The sequence below is a fragment of the Microvirga soli genome, assembly GCF_016734765.1.
Taxonomy (GTDB): domain Bacteria; phylum Pseudomonadota; class Alphaproteobacteria; order Rhizobiales; family Beijerinckiaceae; genus Microvirga; species Microvirga soli.
This window is the reverse complement of the sequence record NZ_JAERQE010000049.1, coordinates 1-18,425: the sequence shown is the minus strand read 5'-3', so window position 1 is coordinate 18,425 and position 18,425 is coordinate 1. Positions and strand designations below refer to the sequence as shown.

At 65.1% G+C, this 18,425-nt stretch carries 18 protein-coding genes and 1 pseudogene; 12 read left to right on the top strand and 7 right to left on the bottom strand.

From position 1 onward, the window contains the following. Window positions 1–216 precede the first annotated feature (216 nt). Complete coding sequence (locus JKL45_RS24595) at window positions 217–1,269, bottom strand: IS110 family RNA-guided transposase (protein ID WP_201864438.1); 1,053 nt, start codon at window positions 1,267–1,269, stop codon at window positions 217–219. A 109-nt stretch (window positions 1,270–1,378) separates the two neighbouring features. On the opposite strand from JKL45_RS24595, the gene JKL45_RS24590 reads away from it, so the two are divergent. The 3 genes from JKL45_RS24590 (at window position 1,379) to JKL45_RS24580 (ending at window position 3,835) form a co-directional block, all read left to right on the top strand. Next, window positions 1,379–1,831, top strand: coding sequence for a DUF1772 domain-containing protein (locus JKL45_RS24590; protein WP_201864437.1), 453 nt, complete (start codon window positions 1,379–1,381; stop codon window positions 1,829–1,831). Window positions 1,832–2,013: 182 nt separating this feature from the next. Further along, a complete protein-coding gene (locus tag JKL45_RS24585) occupies window positions 2,014–2,586 on the top strand; it encodes an Hsp20/alpha crystallin family protein (RefSeq protein ID WP_201864436.1) in 573 nt (190 codons plus the stop codon). A 175-nt stretch (window positions 2,587–2,761) separates the two neighbouring features. Continuing rightward, window positions 2,762–3,835, top strand: a complete 1,074-nt coding sequence (locus JKL45_RS24580; RefSeq protein ID WP_201864435.1) for an NAD(P)-dependent alcohol dehydrogenase — start codon at window positions 2,762–2,764, stop codon at window positions 3,833–3,835. A gap of 26 nt (window positions 3,836–3,861) precedes the next feature. Here JKL45_RS24580 and JKL45_RS24575 read toward each other — a convergent pair whose 3' ends face one another. Then, window positions 3,862–5,733, bottom strand: a complete 1,872-nt coding sequence (locus JKL45_RS24575; protein ID WP_201864434.1) for a PHA/PHB synthase family protein — start codon at window positions 5,731–5,733, stop codon at window positions 3,862–3,864. 174 nt (window positions 5,734–5,907) lie between these two features. Between JKL45_RS24575 and JKL45_RS24570 the strand changes: the two genes are divergently transcribed. The 3 genes from JKL45_RS24570 to JKL45_RS24560 are packed head-to-tail and all read left to right on the top strand — an operon-like array spanning window position 5,908 to window position 9,948. Continuing rightward, window positions 5,908–6,741, top strand: coding sequence for a universal stress protein (locus JKL45_RS24570; protein ID WP_201864433.1), 834 nt, complete (start codon window positions 5,908–5,910; stop codon window positions 6,739–6,741). Window positions 6,742–6,768: 27 nt separating this feature from the next. Continuing rightward, on the top strand, window positions 6,769–9,366 hold the full coding sequence (locus tag JKL45_RS24565) for a cation-translocating P-type ATPase (RefSeq protein WP_201864432.1): 2,598 nt from the start codon (window positions 6,769–6,771) through the stop codon (window positions 9,364–9,366). 24 nt (window positions 9,367–9,390) lie between these two features. Next, entirely contained in the window at window positions 9,391–9,948 is a 558-nt protein-coding gene (locus JKL45_RS24560) for an NAD(P)H-dependent oxidoreductase (RefSeq protein ID WP_312897032.1), read from the top strand. Between the two features lie 42 nt (window positions 9,949–9,990). On the opposite strand, the gene JKL45_RS24555 is transcribed toward JKL45_RS24560, so the two are convergent. After that, on the bottom strand, window positions 9,991–10,686 hold the full coding sequence (locus tag JKL45_RS24555) for a DUF1003 domain-containing protein (protein WP_201864431.1): 696 nt from the start codon (window positions 10,684–10,686) through the stop codon (window positions 9,991–9,993). A gap of 108 nt (window positions 10,687–10,794) precedes the next feature. Here JKL45_RS24555 and JKL45_RS24550 point away from each other — a divergent pair, with 108 nt between their 5' ends. The 3 genes from JKL45_RS24550 (at window position 10,795) to JKL45_RS24540 (ending at window position 13,244) form a co-directional block, all read left to right on the top strand. Beyond that, on the top strand, window positions 10,795–12,390 hold the full coding sequence (locus tag JKL45_RS24550; RefSeq protein ID WP_312897031.1) for an MBL fold metallo-hydrolase: 1,596 nt from the start codon (window positions 10,795–10,797) through the stop codon (window positions 12,388–12,390). Window positions 12,391–12,522: 132 nt separating this feature from the next. Then, entirely contained in the window at window positions 12,523–12,927 is a 405-nt protein-coding gene (locus JKL45_RS24545) for a hypothetical protein (RefSeq protein WP_201864429.1), read from the top strand. Further along, window positions 12,927–13,244: a c-type cytochrome gene (locus JKL45_RS24540; RefSeq protein ID WP_201864449.1), complete on the top strand. Its 318-nt coding sequence runs from the start codon at window positions 12,927–12,929 to the stop codon at window positions 13,242–13,244. The genes JKL45_RS24545 and JKL45_RS24540 overlap by 1 nt, the downstream gene beginning before the upstream one ends. Window positions 13,245–13,256: 12 nt before the next feature. On the opposite strand, the gene JKL45_RS24535 is transcribed toward JKL45_RS24540, so the two are convergent. The 4 genes and pseudogenes from JKL45_RS24535 to JKL45_RS24520 all read right to left on the bottom strand — a co-directional run bounded on the left by JKL45_RS24535 (window position 13,257) and on the right by JKL45_RS24520 (window position 15,960). Beyond that, complete coding sequence (locus tag JKL45_RS24535; protein WP_201864428.1) at window positions 13,257–13,694, bottom strand: universal stress protein; 438 nt, start codon at window positions 13,692–13,694, stop codon at window positions 13,257–13,259. 49 nt (window positions 13,695–13,743) lie between these two features. Beyond that, window positions 13,744–14,585 (bottom strand): annotated as a pseudogene (locus tag JKL45_RS24530) (universal stress protein). Window positions 14,586–14,650: 65 nt separating this feature from the next. Further along, window positions 14,651–15,634, bottom strand: coding sequence for a zinc-dependent alcohol dehydrogenase family protein (locus JKL45_RS24525; protein ID WP_201864427.1), 984 nt, complete (start codon window positions 15,632–15,634; stop codon window positions 14,651–14,653). Window positions 15,635–15,678: 44 nt separating this feature from the next. Continuing rightward, window positions 15,679–15,960, bottom strand: coding sequence for a hypothetical protein (locus tag JKL45_RS24520; RefSeq protein WP_201864426.1), 282 nt, complete (start codon window positions 15,958–15,960; stop codon window positions 15,679–15,681). 210 nt (window positions 15,961–16,170) lie between these two features. Between JKL45_RS24520 and JKL45_RS24515 the strand changes: the two genes are divergently transcribed. The 3 genes from JKL45_RS24515 to JKL45_RS24505 all read left to right on the top strand — a co-directional run bounded on the left by JKL45_RS24515 (window position 16,171) and on the right by JKL45_RS24505 (window position 18,203). Beyond that, window positions 16,171–16,422, top strand: coding sequence for a hypothetical protein (locus JKL45_RS24515; RefSeq protein ID WP_246498916.1), 252 nt, complete (start codon window positions 16,171–16,173; stop codon window positions 16,420–16,422). Between the two features lie 56 nt (window positions 16,423–16,478). Then, window positions 16,479–17,030: a pyridoxamine 5'-phosphate oxidase family protein gene (locus JKL45_RS24510; RefSeq protein WP_201864425.1), complete on the top strand. Its 552-nt coding sequence runs from the start codon at window positions 16,479–16,481 to the stop codon at window positions 17,028–17,030. A gap of 216 nt (window positions 17,031–17,246) precedes the next feature. Further along, a complete protein-coding gene (locus JKL45_RS24505; RefSeq protein ID WP_201864424.1) occupies window positions 17,247–18,203 on the top strand; it encodes a 1-phosphofructokinase family hexose kinase in 957 nt (318 codons plus the stop codon). Window positions 18,204–18,425 lie beyond the last annotated feature (222 nt).

The following is an 18,425-nucleotide window of genomic DNA, read 5'->3' as shown; positions in this document are numbered from 1 at the left end:
GAGGATGGTCTTGCGCTAATGTATCCGGCCCGTGCGGAGCTTTGCTCCCGGCCATCATGGGTATCCGCGCACATCGGTTCTCATTAGCGGATCGGCCCTTTCGGCCATCGGGGTCACCAGAGCACCAATGTGACGGCGCAACCGTTCTCCATCTCGTCTTTCTCTCGCAGACCTCGGCGAACTTCAAGCGGCTGAGCCGGGTAAGGGGTACAGTCCTTAGCCCATCACAGCCGCTGTACGTGGTTCATAAGTCCGGTTCTGGCTCAGCACACTCCAAGCGATGCGGGCTAGCTTGTTGGCCAGAGCCGCTGCCAGTACGTTGTGGTGCAGGCGCATCGAGGCGGCCGTCAGCCATTCACCAAAGCTGTGCTGGCGCCACTTGGCCGGCCAGAGCAGCAGCACACGGGCGGCCTGGATCAACAGGGAGCGCAGGTAGCTGTTGCCACGCTTCGACAGGCGGCCCAGCACGGTTCTGTCACCGGTGGAGATCTGGCGCGGGACCAAGCCGAGCCAGGCCCCAAAGTCGCGACCGCGTTGGAAAGCCGCCCCATTGCCGATCGTTGCCACCATGGCACTGGCAATGATCGGCCCGACACCTGGCACGCTCATCACGCGCTGGCAGGCATCGTCTGCCGCCACCAAGGCTTCAATCTCGCCGGTCACTGCATCGATGCGCTCGTCAAGATGCTGCCAGTCCTGCATCAACGCCTCGATCATGTGCGTCATCCGCGGCGTGAGCACGTCCGTTCGCTGGGCGAGAATGTCCGGCAATGCCTGGCGCAGCGAGCGCAGCCTTTGGCGCACCGCAATCCCGCGCTCGAGCAGAAAGGCGCGAATCTGGTTGATCACCGCTGTCCGCTGGCTCACCAGCCGTGAGCGGACGCGGTGGAGAGCTTGCAGGTCGAGTTGCTCGACGCTCTTCGTTGGCACGAACCGCATGGTGGGGCGGAGCACCGCCTCGGCGATGGCTTCGGCATCGCGGAAGTCATTTTTATGGCTCTTACGGAAGGGGATTACGAACTGCGCTGGGATCAGCTTCACATCGTGACCGAGCGCCAGCAACTGACGGCTGAGATGGTGGGCGCCGACGCAGGCTTCCATCCCGATCAGGCAGGTGGGCATATTGGCAAGGCGCTGCTCAACCTGTCCGCGCGAGAGCTTCTGGCGCAGGACGATGGCGCCGCGCGCATCCAAGCCGATGAGGTGGAAGCTGTTTTTGCCGATGTCGATGCCAAGGGTGGCAATGGGCGGAAGCGGAGCTTTAGGCATGGCTCAGATCCTCGTGCTGGGCGCCCCTGATGAAGGGTGCACCGGTAAGCACGGCCGGTCCATCCCATTAGCAGACCTTCTAAAAACCCCGGATAGAAGGAGTCATCGTATGAGCTCACGGGTGGTACAGTTCTTCGCGGTCCTCATCACCGCTCTCGCGTTGGTGCCCACTGGGGCTCACCTGTTCGCGCTGCCCAACAAGATCAACTTGCCGCGAGATGCCTACCTGAGCGTCCAGGGCATCTATGCCGGCTGGGCTTGGCTTGGACTCTTTGACGTGGTCGCACTCATCCTCAATGTCACCCTGGCGATCATGCTTCGGCGGCAGCGTCCGGCCGTTTATTTCGCTTGGACGGCCGCCCTGTGCCTCGTGGCCTTCTTCGCGATCTTCTTCGCGTGGACCTTCCCGGCCAATCAGGCGACCGCCAACTTGACGACCATTCCGGACGACTGGAGCAGGTTGCGCCAGGAATGGGAGTACTCGCACGCAGTGAACGCAGCCGTGATGTTCGTGGCGTTCTGCTCGGTGACGCTCGCGGTGATCACCGCGAGGCGGGATTGAGACCCGATCCCCATTCCAAGACGGCCGCTGGAGGACTATCATCGACCCTGCGGATCGGGCGCCTTCGCCAGGGCTCGCCCTTGGCCGAAAGCCGGATCCGAACAGTCTGTCCGAGTTGTGTTGCCCTTCCAGAGCGGGACGCCACCCGCCCGGCATCAGAGACTGATGAGGAGGAATGCACAATGGCCCGCAATCCCATGACCCCCTTCCGCCCAGGCGGCGGGATGTTCCCCGGCGATCCCTTTCTGTCGCTGCATCGCGAGATGAACCGTCTCTTCGACGATGTCTTCCGCGGCGCCAGCCTGCCTGCCGCAGCCGGCAGCCAAGGCCAAGGTGACGTCGGCAACTTCGTCAATGCCAGCATGAACGTATCGGAGACGGACAAGGAGATCCGCATCACGGCCGAACTGCCCGGCGTGGCCGAGCAGGACATCGACGTGAGCCTCGATGATGACGTGCTCACCATCCGGGGCGAGAAGAAGTTCGAGCGCAAGGACGACAAGGAGAACTTCCACTTCGTCGAGCGCTCCTACGGCACCTTCCAGCGCTCGCTGCGGTTGCCGTACGCGGTCGATTCCGATCAGGTCCAGGCCAGCGCCGAAAACGGCGTGCTCACGGTGACGGTACCGAAGACTAGGCAGCCGGAGCGCTCCCGGCGCATCCAGGTTCAAGGGCGGGGCACGACCGGTCAGGGTGAAGCAGGACAGCAGGAAAGTGGGACCTCGGAAAAATCCAACGACACGAGGTCGAGCTAGAGGTCAGCCAATGCAAACGCGGTCGGAGCCGATCGGTTCGAGGACGTCGTCATCCGACGGGGAAGTGACGCTCCCCGACTTGTCTTGATCCGCGTCAATGTCGGTCCTCTCGAACTGGACTACGTTCAGGATCGCGCCGCGAGGCCACCGCACGAGCCAACTGGGGAGGACTGCCATGCCCAGGATGAAAGCCGCCATTTTCGTCGAGCCCGGACGCATCGTCCTCGATGAGAAGCCGATCCCCGATGTCGGACCACTCGACGCCCTGATCCGCATCACCACCACGACGATCTGCGGCACCGACGTGCACATCCTCAAGGGCGAGTATCCGGTCGCCCGGGGCCTCACCATCGGGCACGAGCCTGTCGGCGTCATCGAGAAGCTCGGCTCGGCCGTGCAGGGCTACCGCGAGGGCCAGCGGGTCATCGCCGGCGCGATCACGCCGAGCGGGCACAGCGCCGCCTGCCTGTGCGGCTGCCACTCCCAGGACGGAGCCGGCACGAAGCATGGGTGGAAGCCGCTCGGCGGCTGGCGCTTCGGCAACACCATCGACGGCTGCCAAGCCGAATACGTGCTCGTTCCCGACGCCATGGCGAACCTCGCTTCCGTGCCGGACGGGCTCACCGACGAGCAGGTGCTGATGTGCCCCGACATCATGTCGACCGGGTTCTCCGGCGCGGAGAGCGGACGCATCCGCATCGGCGACACGGTGGCGGTCTTCGCACAAGGCCCCATCGGCCTGTGCGCCACGGCCGGCGCCCGCCTGATGGGCGCCACATCCATCATCGCGGTCGAGAGCGTGCCCGCACGCATGGAGATGGCACGCCGCATGGGCGCGGATCACGTGGTCGACTTCACGAACGCCGATCCCGTCGCGGAGATCATGCGTTTCACCGACGGACGCGGTGTCGACGTCTCCATCGAGGCGCTCGGACGGCAGGAGACCTTCGAGGCGGCGCTGCGCGTGCTCAGGCCCGGCGGCACCCTGTCGTCGCTCGGGGTCTATTCGGGCGATCTCAGGATCCCGCTCGACGGCTTCCTGGCAGGCCTGGGCGACCACACCATCCGGACGACACTTTGCCCGGGCGGCAAGGAACGCATGCGGCGGCTCATGGGCGCCATCGCGTCCGGCCGGGTCGACACGCGTCCTCTCGTGACGCATCGCTTCAAGCTCGACCAAATCGAGGAGGCCTACGACCTGTTCGGACACCAGCGCGATGGCGTGCTCAAGGTGGCAATCACCCCATAGGATTGGGAAGATGTCACGACTTCCGATCAGGCCTGCATGACGTAGGTGCCGGGTGCATCGTATAAAGCAGGGTAGCCCTGCGCGGTTGCTCCCATGGCTGGAGGGGCAACAGGCTCACCCGAATGCGAGGTGAGCCAGCGTGCCCATTCCGGCCACCACGAGCCCTCGAAGCGAGGCGCCATCCTGGTCCAGGTGTCGGGATCCAGGAAGTGGCCCGTGGCGGATCTGGTCAGTACCTGGAAGCTTCCCTTGGAACTGTCCGCTCCAGCTACGATGCCGGCATTGTGGCCGCCCGTGGTGAGAAGGAAAGTCACGTCGGTATCGGCCAGCAGATGGATCTTGAACGCCGAGCGCCAGGGCGCCACGTGATCGCGCTTCGTCCCCACAGAAAAGATCGGCGCCCGGATGTCGCTGATGGCGATGGGACGGCCGTCGATCTGGAAACGTCCCTCGGCGAGATCGTTGTCGAGGAAGAGCTGCCTCAGGTAATCCGCATGCATGCGATACGGCATGCGGGTCGCATCGGCATTCCAGGCCATGAGATCGTTCATGGGCGTCCGCTCGCCCATGAGGTAGTGCCGCACGAGCCTCGACCAGATCAGGTCGTTCGAGCGCAGGAGCTGGAAAGCCCCGGCCATCTGCCGGGTGTCGAGATAGCCCTGGCTGCGCATCAGGTCCTCAAGGAAATGAACCTGGCCCTCGTTGATGAACAGGGTGAGCTCTCCGGCCTCCCGAAAGTCGGCCTGTGCTGCCAGCAGGGAGAGCGTTGCCAGGCGCTTGTCGCCGTCGCGTGCCATCGCGGCGGCTGCGATGGAGAGGAGCGTGCCACCAAGGCAGTAGCCGACCGCATGAACCTTCTGATCGGGAACGACTGCGTTCACGGCATCAAGCGCCGCCATCACCCCAAGCGTTCGGTAATCGTCCATGCCGAGATCCCGATCTTCCACAGTCGGGTTCTTCCAGGAGATGATGAAGACCGTGAAGCCCTGGTCCGTGAGATAACGGACGAGCGAGTTTTCGGGTGAAAGATCCAGGATGTAGTACTTCATGATCCAGGCCGGCACGATCAGGATCGGCTCCGGCCGGACCTTCTCCGTCGTTGGCGCATACTGGATCAGCTCGATGAGACGGTTGCGGTAGATCACCTTGCCCGGGGTGACGGCCACATCCCGGCCCACCTGGAAGGCCTCCACGCCTGCGGGGGGCTCCGAGCGGACGACCCGCTCCCAGTCATCCAGGAAGTTGCGGAACCCCTGCACGAGGTTCTGGCCGCCCGTTTCCAGGATGCGCCGCTGCACGACCGGGTTGGTCAGGAGGAAGTTCGAGGGGGATGCCATGTCGAGGATCTGGCGCGAGATGAACTCGACCACGGCCTGATGCTGCCTGGTGACGCCGTCGATTCCGGTCGTCGCGTTATCCCACCATTGCTGCTGGAGCAGGAAGCCCTGCTGAATGAGATTGAAGGGCCATTGCTGCCACTCGGCTTCGGCAAAGCGTCTGTCCTGGGGCAACGGCTCGATGCACGGTTCGCATGTGCCCCCGCCACTGACGCAGCGCGAGGCGAACTGCGCCAGCCGCGCCCATTTGCGGGCTGCCTTCGCCGCGAGTTCAACCTGCTTGCCCGGCGAGATGGCGAGATTGACGGCCCAGTCCATGTAGGCGTCGAAGACGGCAGCCGGTGACAGGCCGCCCGTGAGACGCGCCAGGCCCGCATGGGCGGCATGGTCGAGAGCGTCCCGGATCCGATGGAGTTCGGCATCATCGGACGGTTGGGACCGAAGGGACGGCGAAGGTACCGTTGGCGCAGGAGGCTGATCCCGCCTTCGCTTGGGAAGCGAGGCGGCTTGGGCCTGCGGCGAGTGACCGCCCGTGAGAGCACCAGTCGTATGGGACGGCATTGCAGCCTCCGGGCTAACCCCGCGTGCCGAGGTCGGTGGATCACTCGACATTGAACCCGAGCGCTCTCGGGCGAATTGCGTCAGATCAAAGAATCCACCCCGATTTCGACCACATGATGATCGATAGTCGCTGCGGCACAACGGCTGTGTCTGGGCACGCAGAGGGAGAGAGCGATGATCAAGGACATCATGGTGCATCTCGATGGAAGTCCCGAGGACGAGATCCGGCTGGAACATGGGCAAGCCCTCGCGACGGCTGGGCGGGCTCATCTGATCGGGCTTTTTACCAACCAGCTTCCTGATCTCACGGTCGCCATGCCCATGGATGGCGGCGCGGCCGCGATCCAGGTTCTGACCGAACTCCAGGACCAAGCCATGAAGGATGGTGATGTCACGGCTAGGCGGCTGACGGAGCGATTGGCCGGCCTTCAGGTGCCGAGCGAGCTGCGCCGGTTCGACGAGACGTTCGGTGCGTTGACCGGGAAGGTTGTGGACCAGGCCCGGTGCGCCGATCTCTTCATCGCCACGCGGTGCTACGGCAAGGCCAAGTCCCCGCTCTGGCCGGACTTGGTGGAGGCGGTGCTGTTCGGCAGCGGGCGCGCGCTTCTGCTCGTGCCGCCTGGCCGCCGCCGGCAGGGGCCGATCGAGACCGTGTTGGTCGCCTGGAACGGCAGCCGCGAGTCGGCCCGTGCCCTGCGCGAAGGGTTGGAGTTCATCGAGCAGGCCGCCCGAGTGGTGGTCCTGGTCGTGGATCCTCCGGCGGATGCCGAGCCGGTGGCGGAGCTGAAGGCCCACCTCGCCCACCACAATATCGTCGCGGAGGTCGTCACTGCCGAGAGCAGGGACCGCGACGTCGGCGACGTCATCCTCGAGGAGGCGCGCCGCGTTTCCGCGGATCTCGTCGTCATGGGAGCCTACGGCCATACCCGTCTGAGGGAGCAGGTGTTCGGCGGCGCGACGCGGGACATGTTGACCACATCGGAAAGCCCGATCCTGGTGGCTCATTGAATCGGATCCTTCCAACCGGGAGCGGACATGGCCGTGCATGCGCGAACGGTACCGAGTGGCCATGACGCGGACGCCGCGACGGTCGCACCTGCGGGCTTGACGGGCCTCGACGAGGCCGAGGCGGGCCGCCGCCTCGCGCGACATGGACCCAACGCGGTCGCGGGGACGCGCTCCCGCGGCCTTATCGCCATCGTCCGCGGTATCCTGCGCGAGCCGATGTTCCTGCTCCTTCTCGCCGCGGCCGGGCTTTATCTGGTGCTCGGCGACATCGGGGAAGGCCTGTTCATGATGACCGGCGCCGTCGTGACGATCGGCCTGGTGGTGCTGCAAGAGGCGAGGAGCGAGCGGGCCTTGGCAGCCCTGCGCGAGCTGGCCGAGCCCTTCGCCCGGGCGATCCGCGGCGGGACCGAGCGGCGCGTCCCGGCGCGTGAGGTCGTGCCGGGCGATCTCGTCCTCATCGGGGAGGGGGAACGTCTGCCCGCTGATGGCCTCCTGATCGCGGGTGACGCGTTGACGGTCGACGAGTCCGCCCTCACGGGCGAGTCCGTGCCGGTGTCCAAACGTCCTGCGCCGACCGGGCTGGACGGAGCCGACGACCCGGAGCCCGGGGGAGACGACACCCCGTACCTGTTTGCCGGGACCCTGAACGTGCGCGGGCAAGGCATGATCCACGTCGTGCGCACCGGTGCCTCGACGTGGCTGGGACGCATCGGCGCCTCGCTGGCCACCATCAAGGACGAGCCGACGCTGCTCCAGAAGACGACCGGCGCTCTCGTTGCCAAACTCGGCATCCTCGCGCTCGCGTTCTGCGCCATCGCCGCCTTGGCGTACGGCGTGCTGCGGGACGACTGGATCGGCGGCGCGTTGTCCGGCATCACGCTGGCCATCGCGCTCCTGCCGGAAGAGTTCCCGATGGTGCTGGCGATCTTCATGGCGCTCGGGGCATTCCGCCTCGCCCGGGACAAGGTGCTGGTGCGCCGCGCCGCGGTCATCGAGACCCTCGGCGCAGCCACGTTCCTGTGTGTCGACAAGACCGGGACGCTGACCGAGAACCGGATGGCTGTCACCATGGTCTGGCGGGACGGCAGGGTTCAGGAGCTCGAGGGCGGCAACAGGCTGCCCGAATCCATGGAGCAGACGCTTCGGGTGGCCGCCCTGGCTTCGGCCATTCGTCCCGTCGACCCAATGGACCGTGCCGTCCACGCGGTGGCGGAACGGCTGCTCGACGAGGCGAACAGGGCAGGGGCCCCGCTCCGCACCCATCCGCTCCGTCCCGAGCTTCTGGCATTTATCCAGGTCTGGCCGGACGTGATGGGTGGTGTCCTGTACGCCGCGAAAGGCGCACCGGAGGCGGTTTTCCGTCTCTGCCACATGAGCGATGACGAACGGGCCACGACGGATGCCGTGGTTGCGGGACTGGCGAGCCGCGGCCTGCGGGTGCTCGGCGTAGCATCGGTGCGAGAGGCGAGGGACTGTGCGTCGGCTCCCGAGGATCTGGCGTTCGCCTTTGAAGGCCTCGTGGGCTTCGTGGATCCGGTGAGGCCCGATGTTCCCCGGGCGGTCGCCGAGGCAACACGGGCCGGGATCACCGTTGCGATGATCACGGGCGACTACCCGGCCACGGCCCTGGAGATCGCCCGCCATGCCGGGATCGATACGGGTGCCGGCGTGCTCACCGGTCGGGAGATCGCAGAACTCGACGCTGAAGGCCTGCGCGAACGGGTCCGGCGCATCCGCGTCTTCGCCCGCATCATGCCGGAGCAGAAGCTTGCCCTCGTCGAGGCGCTGAAAGCCAACGGCGAGATCGTCGCCATGACCGGGGACGGCGTCAACGACGCGCCGGCGCTCGAGGCCGGCCACATCGGCATCGCCATGGGGCAGCGCGGCACGGATGTGGCGCGCGAGGCGGCGGATCTCGTCCTCCTCGATGATCGGTTCGTCTCGATCATCGGCGGCGTGCGGCTCGGGCGGCGCATCTTCACGAACCTGCGCAAGGCACTGATCTACGTGACAGCGGTCCACGTGCCGATCGCCGGGCTGGCCCTGCTGCCCCTCGTCATGGGGCTGCCGCCGATCCTGTACCCGATGCACGTGATCCTGCTGGAACTCGTGATCGACCCGGTCTGCTCGCTCGCCTTCGAGGGGGAGCCAAGCGAGGAGCGCGCAATGGAGAGGCCGCCCCGTCCCGCGAGCGAGCCGCTCTTCGGCACGTCCCAGATCGTGCTCGGGTTCATCCAGGGAGCCATTGTTCTCGGAGCCGTCCTCGGGCTTTATGTTTGGGCACTGAATGCAGGCGCCACCGAGATGCAAGCGCGGGCATCCGCGTTCGTGGCCCTAGTGGTCGCCAATCTGGTCCTCGCCTTTGCCGACGCGGCAGAGCCGGGAACCTCCTTTTTCGACAGCAGGAGACTCGCGTTCTGGGGAATCGGGGCCGGGGCTGCCGTCCTCGTTGCCACCTTCCTTTATGTTCCAGTGCTGGCCGCCATCCTTCGTCTCTCGCCGCCGAGCCTGTCATGGCTGGCGACAGCACTGACCATTGCGATCCTGGCGAGCGGCTGGTTCGGGTTCGCCAAGCGGCTCAGGGCGGCATCGAGGCCTTCCAACCAGCAACGGACAACGGCATGACGCACATCGTCATTATCCAGGGTCATCCAACCCCCCGGTGGCAGGCATTTCTGTCATGCACTGGCAGAGGCCTATGCCGAAGGGGCGTTCGCGGGCGGCCATCAGGTCCGCGTCATCAGCGTCGCCGATCTAGACTTCCCGTTGTTGCGCTCGAAAGCCGATTGGGAGGAGTCCCCGCCGCCAGCCGTCATCGCGGAGGCCCAGCGGACGCTGGCATGGGCCGAGCACCTCGTCATCATCTATCCTCTTTGGCTGGGAGGAATGCCAGCCCTCCTCAAGGGCTTCCTGGAGCAGGTTCTGCGGCCCGCGTTCATGACGGGTGGCGCCGGTGCTGGCAGCAGTTGGAAGAGCGCGCTCAAAGGCAGATCCTCGCGCATCGTCATCACCATGGGCATGCCGGCCTTCGCGTATCGCTGGTACTTCGGAGCGCACAGCCTCAGGAGCCTCAAACGCAGCATCCTGTCCCTGGTCGGCATCGGCCCCAACCGGCACACGCTGATCGGCATGATCGAGGGCATGAGCGACCGCAAACGGGCGGCATGGATCGAGGCCCTGCGTCGCCTCGGTAAAAGAGCGCGGTAGCCTTCGAGAAGCTCCTGAGGCCATCGTCGCCCTGGTCCGTGCTCAGCGCCGCTCCTGCAACAGCTCGATCTGGAGTTCCTGGATTTCCGCGAGCCGCTCCCACTGGCGCGTGATGAGATGATCGAGCTTCTCGTGCAGGTGCCGGATCTCGAGCTCCGCCTTCAGGTTGACTTGGTAGTCGTTGAAGGAGCGCAGCCGGTCCTTCGCCTCCTGCCGTCTCTGGCTCATCATGATGATCGGAGCCTGAACGGCCGCAATGCAGGACAGGACGAGGTTGAGCAGGATGTAGGGATACGGGTCGAAGGCCTGCGATCCGCGCATGGCATTGGTGAGGATCCAGGCTGCAAGTCCCAGTCCAAAGGTGATCAGAAATGGCCAACTGCCGCCGAATGTGGCAAGCCCGTCCGACAGTCTCTCTCCCAAGGTGCGCTTCTCGTCGAAGCTTTCCTCGACATTGGCCGTGACCATGCTGCCCTCGGCGAGACTGCGCGCCACCTCCTTGTCGAGCCGGCTCAACTCCCCGCGTTCCTGACGCAGCAGTTCCTCCACGTAGAGCAGACGGTATTGGTCGACCGCCGCCTGGCTGACCCGGCCGTGAGCGGATAACTCCGGGTGATCCTGTCGGATCCTGTCCGCCAGGGCAGGACGCAACTGGTCGATGACGACGAACTCCCGCATCGGGTAGGTTTTGCCCGTGACGGGGCAGGTGCCGTTTGATGACGCTGCGTGGGAGGTCATGATCGCCGTTTCCGCTGGTTTGTCATGGATCAAACCTAACGGCTCGACGAGAGGGTACCAAGGTGCGATCCTCACCGTCCGGCACTTCCCCGTATGCAGGAGCATCCCGTGTCGCTTCGCCTTCGCTTCCACGGCGCCGCCCGAACCGTGACGGGCTCCTGCTTCGTGCTCGAGACGGACGCCGTCCGCGTCATGATCGACTGCGGCATGTTTCAGGGATCGAAGGAGGAGAGGGAGCTGAACTACCAGCATTTCCCGTTCCGCGCCGCAGGGATCGACGCGCTCTGCCTCACCCATGCCCACATCGATCACAGCGGCCTCGTGCCGAAGCTCGTGAAGGCCGGCTTCGACGGCCCGATCTACGCGACGGCCGGAACGGCCGATCTCGCATCCATCATGCTTCCGGATTCCGGCTACATCCAGGAAATGGAGGTCGACCAGCTCAACCGACGCAACCGCCGCCGCGGACGCGAGACGGTATCCGCGATCTACACGGAAGAGGACGCCATCGCGTCCCTCACGCAATTCCGGCCTGTGGCTTACGGCCAATGGCAGGACGTGGCTCCCGGCTTCCGCGCCCGCTACTGGAATGCGGGTCATCTCCTGGGCTCGGCGTCGATCGAGATGGAGGTGACTCATGGAGAGGACGGGAAGCCGACGCGCCTCCTGTTTTCCGGCGATGTCGGACCAGACCACAAGCTCCTGCAACCGGACCCGGATGGGCCGAGCGACCTCGACTACGTCCTCCTCGAATCGACCTATGGCGATACGGACCGAGCTGGCACGACCATCGAACACCGCCGGCAGATCCTCCGCGACGAGGTCCGCGCGGCCATGCATCCGAGCGGTGTGCTGCTCATTCCGTCGTTCGCGGTGGAGCGAACGCAGGAGCTTCTCGTCGATCTTATGGAATTGATGGAAGCGGGTGAACTGCCGGATATCCCGATCTTCATCGACTCGCCCCTGGCCTCCAAAGCCAGCGCCATCTTCAAGCGGCACGCTGGGGATCTCAGGAACGGCGCTGACCTGGTGCAGGCGCTCGAGTCCCGCTGGGTCCGTTTCACCGAGAGTGTCGAGCAGAGCAAGGCTATCGACCGCATCCACAGCTTCCACATCATCATCGCGGCCAGCGGCATGTGCGAGGCGGGCCGCATCCGGCATCACCTGAAGGCCTGGCTCTGGCGGGACGAAGCCACCGTCCTCTTCGTCGGTTTCCAGGCGCAAGGCACGCTCGGACGGATCCTTCAGGATGGCGCTTCAAAGGTCCGGATCCATGGCGAGGATATCAAGGTCCGCGCCCGCATGCGGACGCTCGATCTCTACTCGGGGCATGCGGACGGACCTGAGCTGAAGGCTTGGTTCACTGAGCGCCTTCCGGTCCGACGTGGGGTCTTCCTCGTGCATGGCGAGGACGCACCCCTCAAGGCGCTGCAATCGTCCCTCGGAGAGCTCGATCACGTCCCTGGCGCGATCATTCCGGAGATCGACGACGTCTTCGAGCTGGCGGGTGACCAAGCGGTCCGGATCGAGCGCCACGAAGAACGCCTCCCGCCTGCGAGCGCAGGCCATCGGGATTGGCACAACGATTACGCGGAGCTGCTTCTCGAGATCAACGATGCGGTCGAAGCGGCGGCCGGTCGGAACGCGAAGGGCGTCATCATCCGGCGCATCAGGGATGCTCTGAGGGACAGAGCCCGCGAATAGCCTCGGATCGGCTTTCGTGAACCCGGTCCTGCTGCATGTTGATCAGGATCAAGGCGGCAGGGAGTGGTCCTCCCTAAGCTCTGCCACAATGGCATGTCCTATTGACGACGTGGCCATGTCCGGGAGGGACCGATGCTCCATCACGTCACGCTTCACCTGGCCCGCAGCAAGCAATTTCCCGAGGGAAGTCCCCGTTACGGCTACGACATCACCGCGCCGCTCGACGACGGCGGCCATCTCGATCAGGAGGAATGGGCGGACAAACGGGCCTACTGCCGGGTCCGCCGTTTCTGGGCCGACGAGGGCGAGCAACAGGGTGTCCTGGTCCATCGGCCGGGCGGGGCCGGCGGAGCGACCTGGATGATCGACTACAACCAAGGTCGGCCAGGTGACGAGGAGGCAGGCTATCACCTGCACCAGCATCGCTTTGCCGAAGGTGAATACGTCACCATCGAGGACGACGATGGAAGGCCCTACACATTTCAGGTGGTCTCGGTGACGCCGGCGGAGCCCGGTGGAGCAGGAGGGCATCGATGATGAAGCCGCTCACACGTTCATGCCTTGTCCTCGCATGCATCTCGACGGCAGCCGTGGCTCAGTCGGGCCGGGTCCAGCGCGGATTCACTTTCGCGCAGACGAACTGCTCCCAGTGCCATGCCATCGGCCGCGTGGGCGAGAGTCCCATTCCGGAGGCTCCGCCCTTCCGGACCCTGCACACCCGTTATCCCATCGAGTCGCTGGCGGAGGCGTTCGCGGAGGGCATCACGACAGGCCACCCCTCCATGCCCCAGTTCCAGCTCGATCCCGCGCAGATCAACGACCTGCTCGCCTATCTCGATTCCGTACAGGATTAGGGTCCGGCTTCATCACCGCACGACGAGGACCGGAATGTTCGAGTGGTGGAGCACCTTCATGGTCTCGCTCCCGAGAAGGAGGGCCGAGACCCCGCCGCGGCCGTGCGAAGCCATGACGATGATGTCGCAGACATGGTCCTCCGCCGTACGGATGATCGCCCGGTACGGCGCATCGTCCTCCATGTGAAGCGTACGGGCCTCGATGCCGAGGTTGCGCGCGATCTCCGCGGCCTCCGCGAGGGTATGATCGGCCTGCCTTTGCATGTGCTCCCGGAACGAGTTCGGCGTCTCCTCGAGCTGATCGGCCTCCATCGCAAAGAGATGAAAGCGCTCGGTAACGGTCAGCAGCAGGACTGTCGCCCCGAGAGCCTTTGCCAGGTTGGTTCCGTGTTCGACTGCGCGAGCCGCCAGCGACGAGCCGTCGGTGGCAATCAGGATGGTCCTGTACATGCAGTCCTCCTTCGGTGAAGGGCATGCGTGGATGCCGTGCCCCTTCCGGTCAGTAGGAGAGGAACAGGGGGACCGGCACGTTCTTGAGCAGGGACTGAGTCGTGCCGCCGAGCATCATTTCGCGCAGGCGCGAATGGACATAGGCCCCCATCACGATCATGTCGGCCCGCGTCAGGTGAGCATGGTTGCGCAAGGTCTCGGCCACGTCCCCATCGAGGGCCGGCAGCGCAAGGAGGTTCACCGTGACACCATGGGGTGTGAGATGCGGCGCGATCTCCGCGCCGGGCACCGTGTGCGCCAAGTCCTTCTCGCCCGTCACGCTGACCAGCTCGACCTGCGTGGCAGCCCGCAGGAACGGCAGGGCGTCGTTGAGGGCACGCGCTGCCTTGGCGCTGCCGTCCCAGGCCACGATGATCCGGTCTCCTGCAAAAGCCTCCCGACCCGGAGGCACGACGATGAGAGGCCGGCCGCTGTCCATGAGCACGGCCTCGATCAGCCCCCGGTCGACGGCCAGGGCAATCGGTTCGGCGTCGAGGATCGTCAGGTCATGAGCACGGGCGAGGCCGGCAAAGCTCCTGATGAGGGACGGATAGGCAAGCTGCGGCGCCTGGGTGGTGCAGGCCACGCCCGATGCCGCAGCCGCACGCTGGGACGCCTCCGCGGCAGCGTGCGCCGGGTATCCAGGCGGCGGTTCTCGGCCGCCACGAGCCCTTCTGCGAAGGAGCTGACGAAAGCATGGGTCAAGGAGAGCTTCAGGGACGCCGCCTGAACCGTGACATGGGCGCTGGCCTCTCGGGCAAGCGAGAGCCCATAGGCCAGGGCCGAGGAACGCTCGTCGGCTTCGCCCTCTTCCGTGATCCCGATCAAGATGCCGCGGATGTTCTGGAGCATGGATTCCTCCCTCTGAGCGTTTCGTTTGGTTATGGGATGCGATGACATTCGTTTACATCCTTCAATCAGGGGATCAGGACCGCAGCCCCCTGGAGCCGTCCTGATCGAAGATCGTCCAAGGCCGCGTTGGCGGCCTCTAGCGGATAGCGCACCGTGTGCGTCCTGATCCGCGCCTTGGGGACGATCGCCAGGAAATCCTGGGCGTCCTGACGGGTCAGGTTGGCGACGGACACCACCTGCCGCTCCCCCCACAAAAGCCGATAGGGGAATTGCGGGATGTCGCTCATGTGGATGCCGCCGCAGACGACGCGGCCACCCTTGCGCACGGACCGTAAGGCAACAGGCACGAGCTCGCCCACGGGCGCGAAGATGATCGCGGCGTCGAGCGGTTCGGGTGAACCGTGATCGGAGTCGCCAGCCCAGACGGCACCGAGCGAACGGGCAAAATCCTGGGCGGCATTGTCGCCGGGGCGCGTGAAGGCATAGACCCGCCGCCCCTGCCAGGTGCAGACCTGCGTGATGATGTGAGCCGCCGCTCCGAAGCCGTAGATGCCGATCCTCTCGCCGGAGCCCGCCGCCACCAGCGAACGCCAGCCGATCAGGCCGGCACAGAGGAGCGGGGCCAAGGCAACGGGATCGCCGTCGTCCGGCAACGGGAAGGCGTAGGCCGCGTCGGCAACGGCATGGGACGCGAAGCCGCCGTCCCGGGTATAGCCGGTGAACAGGGGATCGTCGCAGAGGTTCTCACGTCCGGAGGTGCAGTAGGAACAATGACCGCAGGTGTGGCCAAGCCAGGGAACGCCGACACGCTCGCCGATGCGCAAGCCTGTCGCGCCACCGCCGAGCGCATCGATCCTCCCGACGATCTCGTGGCCGGGGATGATGGGCAGCTTGGGGTTCGGGAGATCGCCATCCACCACGTGAAGATCGGTGCGGCAGACCGCGCAGGCCTCCACTACCAGGCGGATCTCGCCTGGGCCTGGTGACGGCAGGGGCCACTCTTGAAGCCGGAGGAGCGTGCGCACCTCGTGGAGGACCATTGCCAGCATGGACCAGACCTCTTCTCATCCCGCAACACCGGGGCTGCGCCTGATTACCCGAAGCAGTCCCTGGCCTGCGCCTGGAGTTCCTCAAGCGCCGCAACGTAGGGTGCGCGGCGGTCCTGATGATCTTTCCAAAGCCGGGCTATCTTCCTGCGTTTGAGGCTCTCATCGCCGAGGCTGCGTTCGATGGCTTCGAGCTTCTGCTGACAGGCAAGATCGATGTCCGCCAGATCGGCTAGAAGCGCTTGGAGCCGGGGCAGGATGTCGGGTGAATACACCCGATCCGTGCGCGATGTTTCCTGGAAGCGCAGATGCTGCACATCTGTTGGCATGGCTTCCTCCGCTGGTGTTCTGGTTGTTACAGCGTCCGCCTAAGCAACTAACCTAAGTTAAGCAGAACAATTCGGTGAACCTGAGGCAGCTTGGCGGCCGGAGCATCTCAGACCCGAACCAGACGGCATGATATTGAGTGGCTTCACCTGCCCCCGCCTTGATCTGAATCAAACCACGCACCCGAAGAAGTGCTATACTGAGGCAGGCACATGGAAGGCAGGACCCGACGGATCCTGTGCAGCCTCAAGTCGACGGAGGAGGACATGATCTCCTGGATCGTCCGCCTCTTGATGATTGCCGCCGCTGCCGTAACGGGCTGGGTCGTCGCCGAGGATGCGCCCAACTTCGGGATCATCCAGGTCATGGTGGCACTCCTGCTGCTCACACTCGTCGTAGGCGTGCTGGCCTTCTGGCCGTCCAACTGGACGGCTCGGCTCAACGGCTTCCAGAGATCCCGATAGTCGGCGTCCAATCGATTTCGTCCGCGGTGGATTGCGCGTCATCATGGAGGCGGGAGATGGACGAGGAAATCAGACGAAAGATCCTGACGCTGCTGGAGCAGCATCGGATCATGACGGTGGCCACCCTCAGGCCCGATGGCTGGCCGCAGGCGACCACCGTCGGCTACGCCAGCGAGGGCTTCACCGTTTACTTCCTGTGTGGTCTCGACAGCCAGAAGGCGAAGAACCTGGCACAGGATGATCGGGTGTCCCTGACGATTGACCACGACACGTCGGACATCATGGCGATCAGCGGCCTGCCCATGGCAGGGCATGCGCAGGCGGTACCCGACATGGCCGAGGCTGCCAGGGTGATGCAGATGCTCGTGCGGAAGTATCCCGAGCAGACCTCCCTGCCGGGGCCGATGCCGGGCTCGGAGGAGGTTCGCATCTTCCGCGTGACGCCGACCGTCATCTCGGTGCTCGACTACTCCAAAGGCTTCGGACACACCGATCTGGTTACCGTTGCCGATGCCCCAGGGTACGTCCCGGACATCGTCGAGGAGGCCGACGAGGAATCCTTCCCGGCCAGCGATCCGCCCGCCTGGACGCGGACGACCACTCGATAGGATCGGCTTGGCGATGAGGGCCGGAGCTCTTCCGACCCAGGGGCCATGAGCCTTGCCTGGACCGGGCTAATGCGCCGCAACGTACCGTCCCGCAGGACGAACTGGCGCCAACAGGCGATCAGGCGCCTGACCCGCGAGCCAAAGGATCATGGTTCCCCGGGGCTCATGCACTTCAGCGATAGTCCTTGCTAAGGGAATGCGGAGATGATTCCAGACATGAAGCCGATCGTGACCCTGACCCTCAACCCGGCCATCGATGGATCCAGCGAGGCCGAAGCGGTGCGCCCGGTCCACAAGGTGCGCACAACCAACGAGCGCTACGAGCCGGGTGGCGGCGGGATCAACGTCACGCGGGTGATCCAGGAACTCGGCGGCCCGTCGCTCGCGCTATATCTAGCCGGAGGTGTCACCGGCGCCGGGCTCGAGGAACTGCTCGCGGGGAGCGGCATCGCCGGGAGGCGAGTCGCGATCAAGGATCATACGCGGGTCAGTCACACCGTCTTCGAACGCAGCACCCGGCTTGAGTACCGTTTCGTTCCCGAGGGACCCGAGGTCGCTCCGTCCGAGTGGCAGGAAGCTCTTGCGGCGCTGGGCACCCTGGACTGCGAGTATCTCGTGGCAAGCGGCAGCATCCCCAAGGGCGTCCCTTCCGACTTCTATGTCCGGGTCGCCGCCATCGCCCGAGAGAAGGGAATGAAGCTCGTCCTCGACACGTCGGGACCGGCCCTTCGCGAGACCATCGCGGCGGGCGGCGTCCATCTCGCCAAGCCGAGCCTGGGTGAATTCGAGCAACTCGTCGGCCGAAGCCTGAGGGATCCCAAGGAACAGGAGGACGCCGCCATGGACGTTGTCCGGTCGGGGCAGGTCGAGTTGCTCGCGGTCACGATGGGTCACGACGGCGCTCTCCTGGCACAGGCCAGCGGTCCCATCCGGCTTCCCGCCCTGAAGGTGGACGTCCACAGTGCCGTCGATGCCGGCGACAGCTTCCTCGCCTCGATGACGCTTGCCCTGGCGGGCGGTGCTGCACCCGGAGAAGCTTTCCGATGGGGTATGGCTGCGGGAACCGCGGCTGTCCTGAACCACGGCACTGGGTTGGTCAGGCGTGAGGACGTCGAGCGCCTCTTTCAGGTGGTCGTCCACAGGCAGAGTGACGAAGGCACCTCAATCCGCTGAGCAGGATCAACTGGCATGTAGGTGGTCACGCAGCCTTTGAAGAAATAGACACACGGGCCCACCTTCGTATGTAGGGCGGTCCCGTTGGCACAGCCTGTCGGATGATGAACCGCTACTGACTGGTGAGTTCGTAAAGGTCGGGTCTTGGCAGATTGCGTTGACAAAGTCGGCACTCAGACGGGCTGAGACAGCGAGGAAGTTCGACTTGTCGAAGTTGGGTCT

What these genes read in the sequence shown, in the direction of transcription:
- JKL45_RS24535 (WP_201864428.1), bottom strand. Translation starts at nt 13,694, where the DNA reads ATGTACAGGACCATCCTGATTGCCACCGACGGCTCGTCGCTGGCGGCT.
- JKL45_RS24525 (WP_201864427.1), bottom strand. Translation starts at nt 15,634, where the DNA reads ATGCTGGCAATGGTCCTCCACGAGGTGCGCACGCTCCTCCGGCTTCAA.
- JKL45_RS24580 (WP_201864435.1), top strand. Translation starts at nt 2,762, where the DNA reads ATGCCCAGGATGAAAGCCGCCATTTTCGTCGAGCCCGGACGCATCGTC.
- JKL45_RS24515 (WP_246498916.1), top strand. Translation starts at nt 16,171, where the DNA reads ATGGAAGGCAGGACCCGACGGATCCTGTGCAGCCTCAAGTCGACGGAG.
- JKL45_RS24595 (WP_201864438.1), bottom strand. Translation starts at nt 1,269, where the DNA reads ATGCCTAAAGCTCCGCTTCCGCCCATTGCCACCCTTGGCATCGACATC.
- JKL45_RS24545 (WP_201864429.1), top strand. Translation starts at nt 12,523, where the DNA reads ATGCTCCATCACGTCACGCTTCACCTGGCCCGCAGCAAGCAATTTCCC.
- JKL45_RS24565 (WP_201864432.1), top strand. Translation starts at nt 6,769, where the DNA reads ATGGCCGTGCATGCGCGAACGGTACCGAGTGGCCATGACGCGGACGCC.
- JKL45_RS24585 (WP_201864436.1), top strand. Translation starts at nt 2,014, where the DNA reads ATGGCCCGCAATCCCATGACCCCCTTCCGCCCAGGCGGCGGGATGTTC.
- JKL45_RS24570 (WP_201864433.1), top strand. Translation starts at nt 5,908, where the DNA reads ATGATCAAGGACATCATGGTGCATCTCGATGGAAGTCCCGAGGACGAG.
- JKL45_RS24510 (WP_201864425.1), top strand. Translation starts at nt 16,479, where the DNA reads ATGGACGAGGAAATCAGACGAAAGATCCTGACGCTGCTGGAGCAGCAT.
- JKL45_RS24555 (WP_201864431.1), bottom strand. Translation starts at nt 10,686, where the DNA reads ATGACCTCCCACGCAGCGTCATCAAACGGCACCTGCCCCGTCACGGGC.
- JKL45_RS24505 (WP_201864424.1), top strand. Translation starts at nt 17,247, where the DNA reads ATGAAGCCGATCGTGACCCTGACCCTCAACCCGGCCATCGATGGATCC.
- JKL45_RS24520 (WP_201864426.1), bottom strand. Translation starts at nt 15,960, where the DNA reads ATGCCAACAGATGTGCAGCATCTGCGCTTCCAGGAAACATCGCGCACG.
- JKL45_RS24540 (WP_201864449.1), top strand. Translation starts at nt 12,927, where the DNA reads ATGAAGCCGCTCACACGTTCATGCCTTGTCCTCGCATGCATCTCGACG.
- JKL45_RS24590 (WP_201864437.1), top strand. Translation starts at nt 1,379, where the DNA reads ATGAGCTCACGGGTGGTACAGTTCTTCGCGGTCCTCATCACCGCTCTC.
- JKL45_RS24575 (WP_201864434.1), bottom strand. Translation starts at nt 5,733, where the DNA reads ATGCCGTCCCATACGACTGGTGCTCTCACGGGCGGTCACTCGCCGCAG.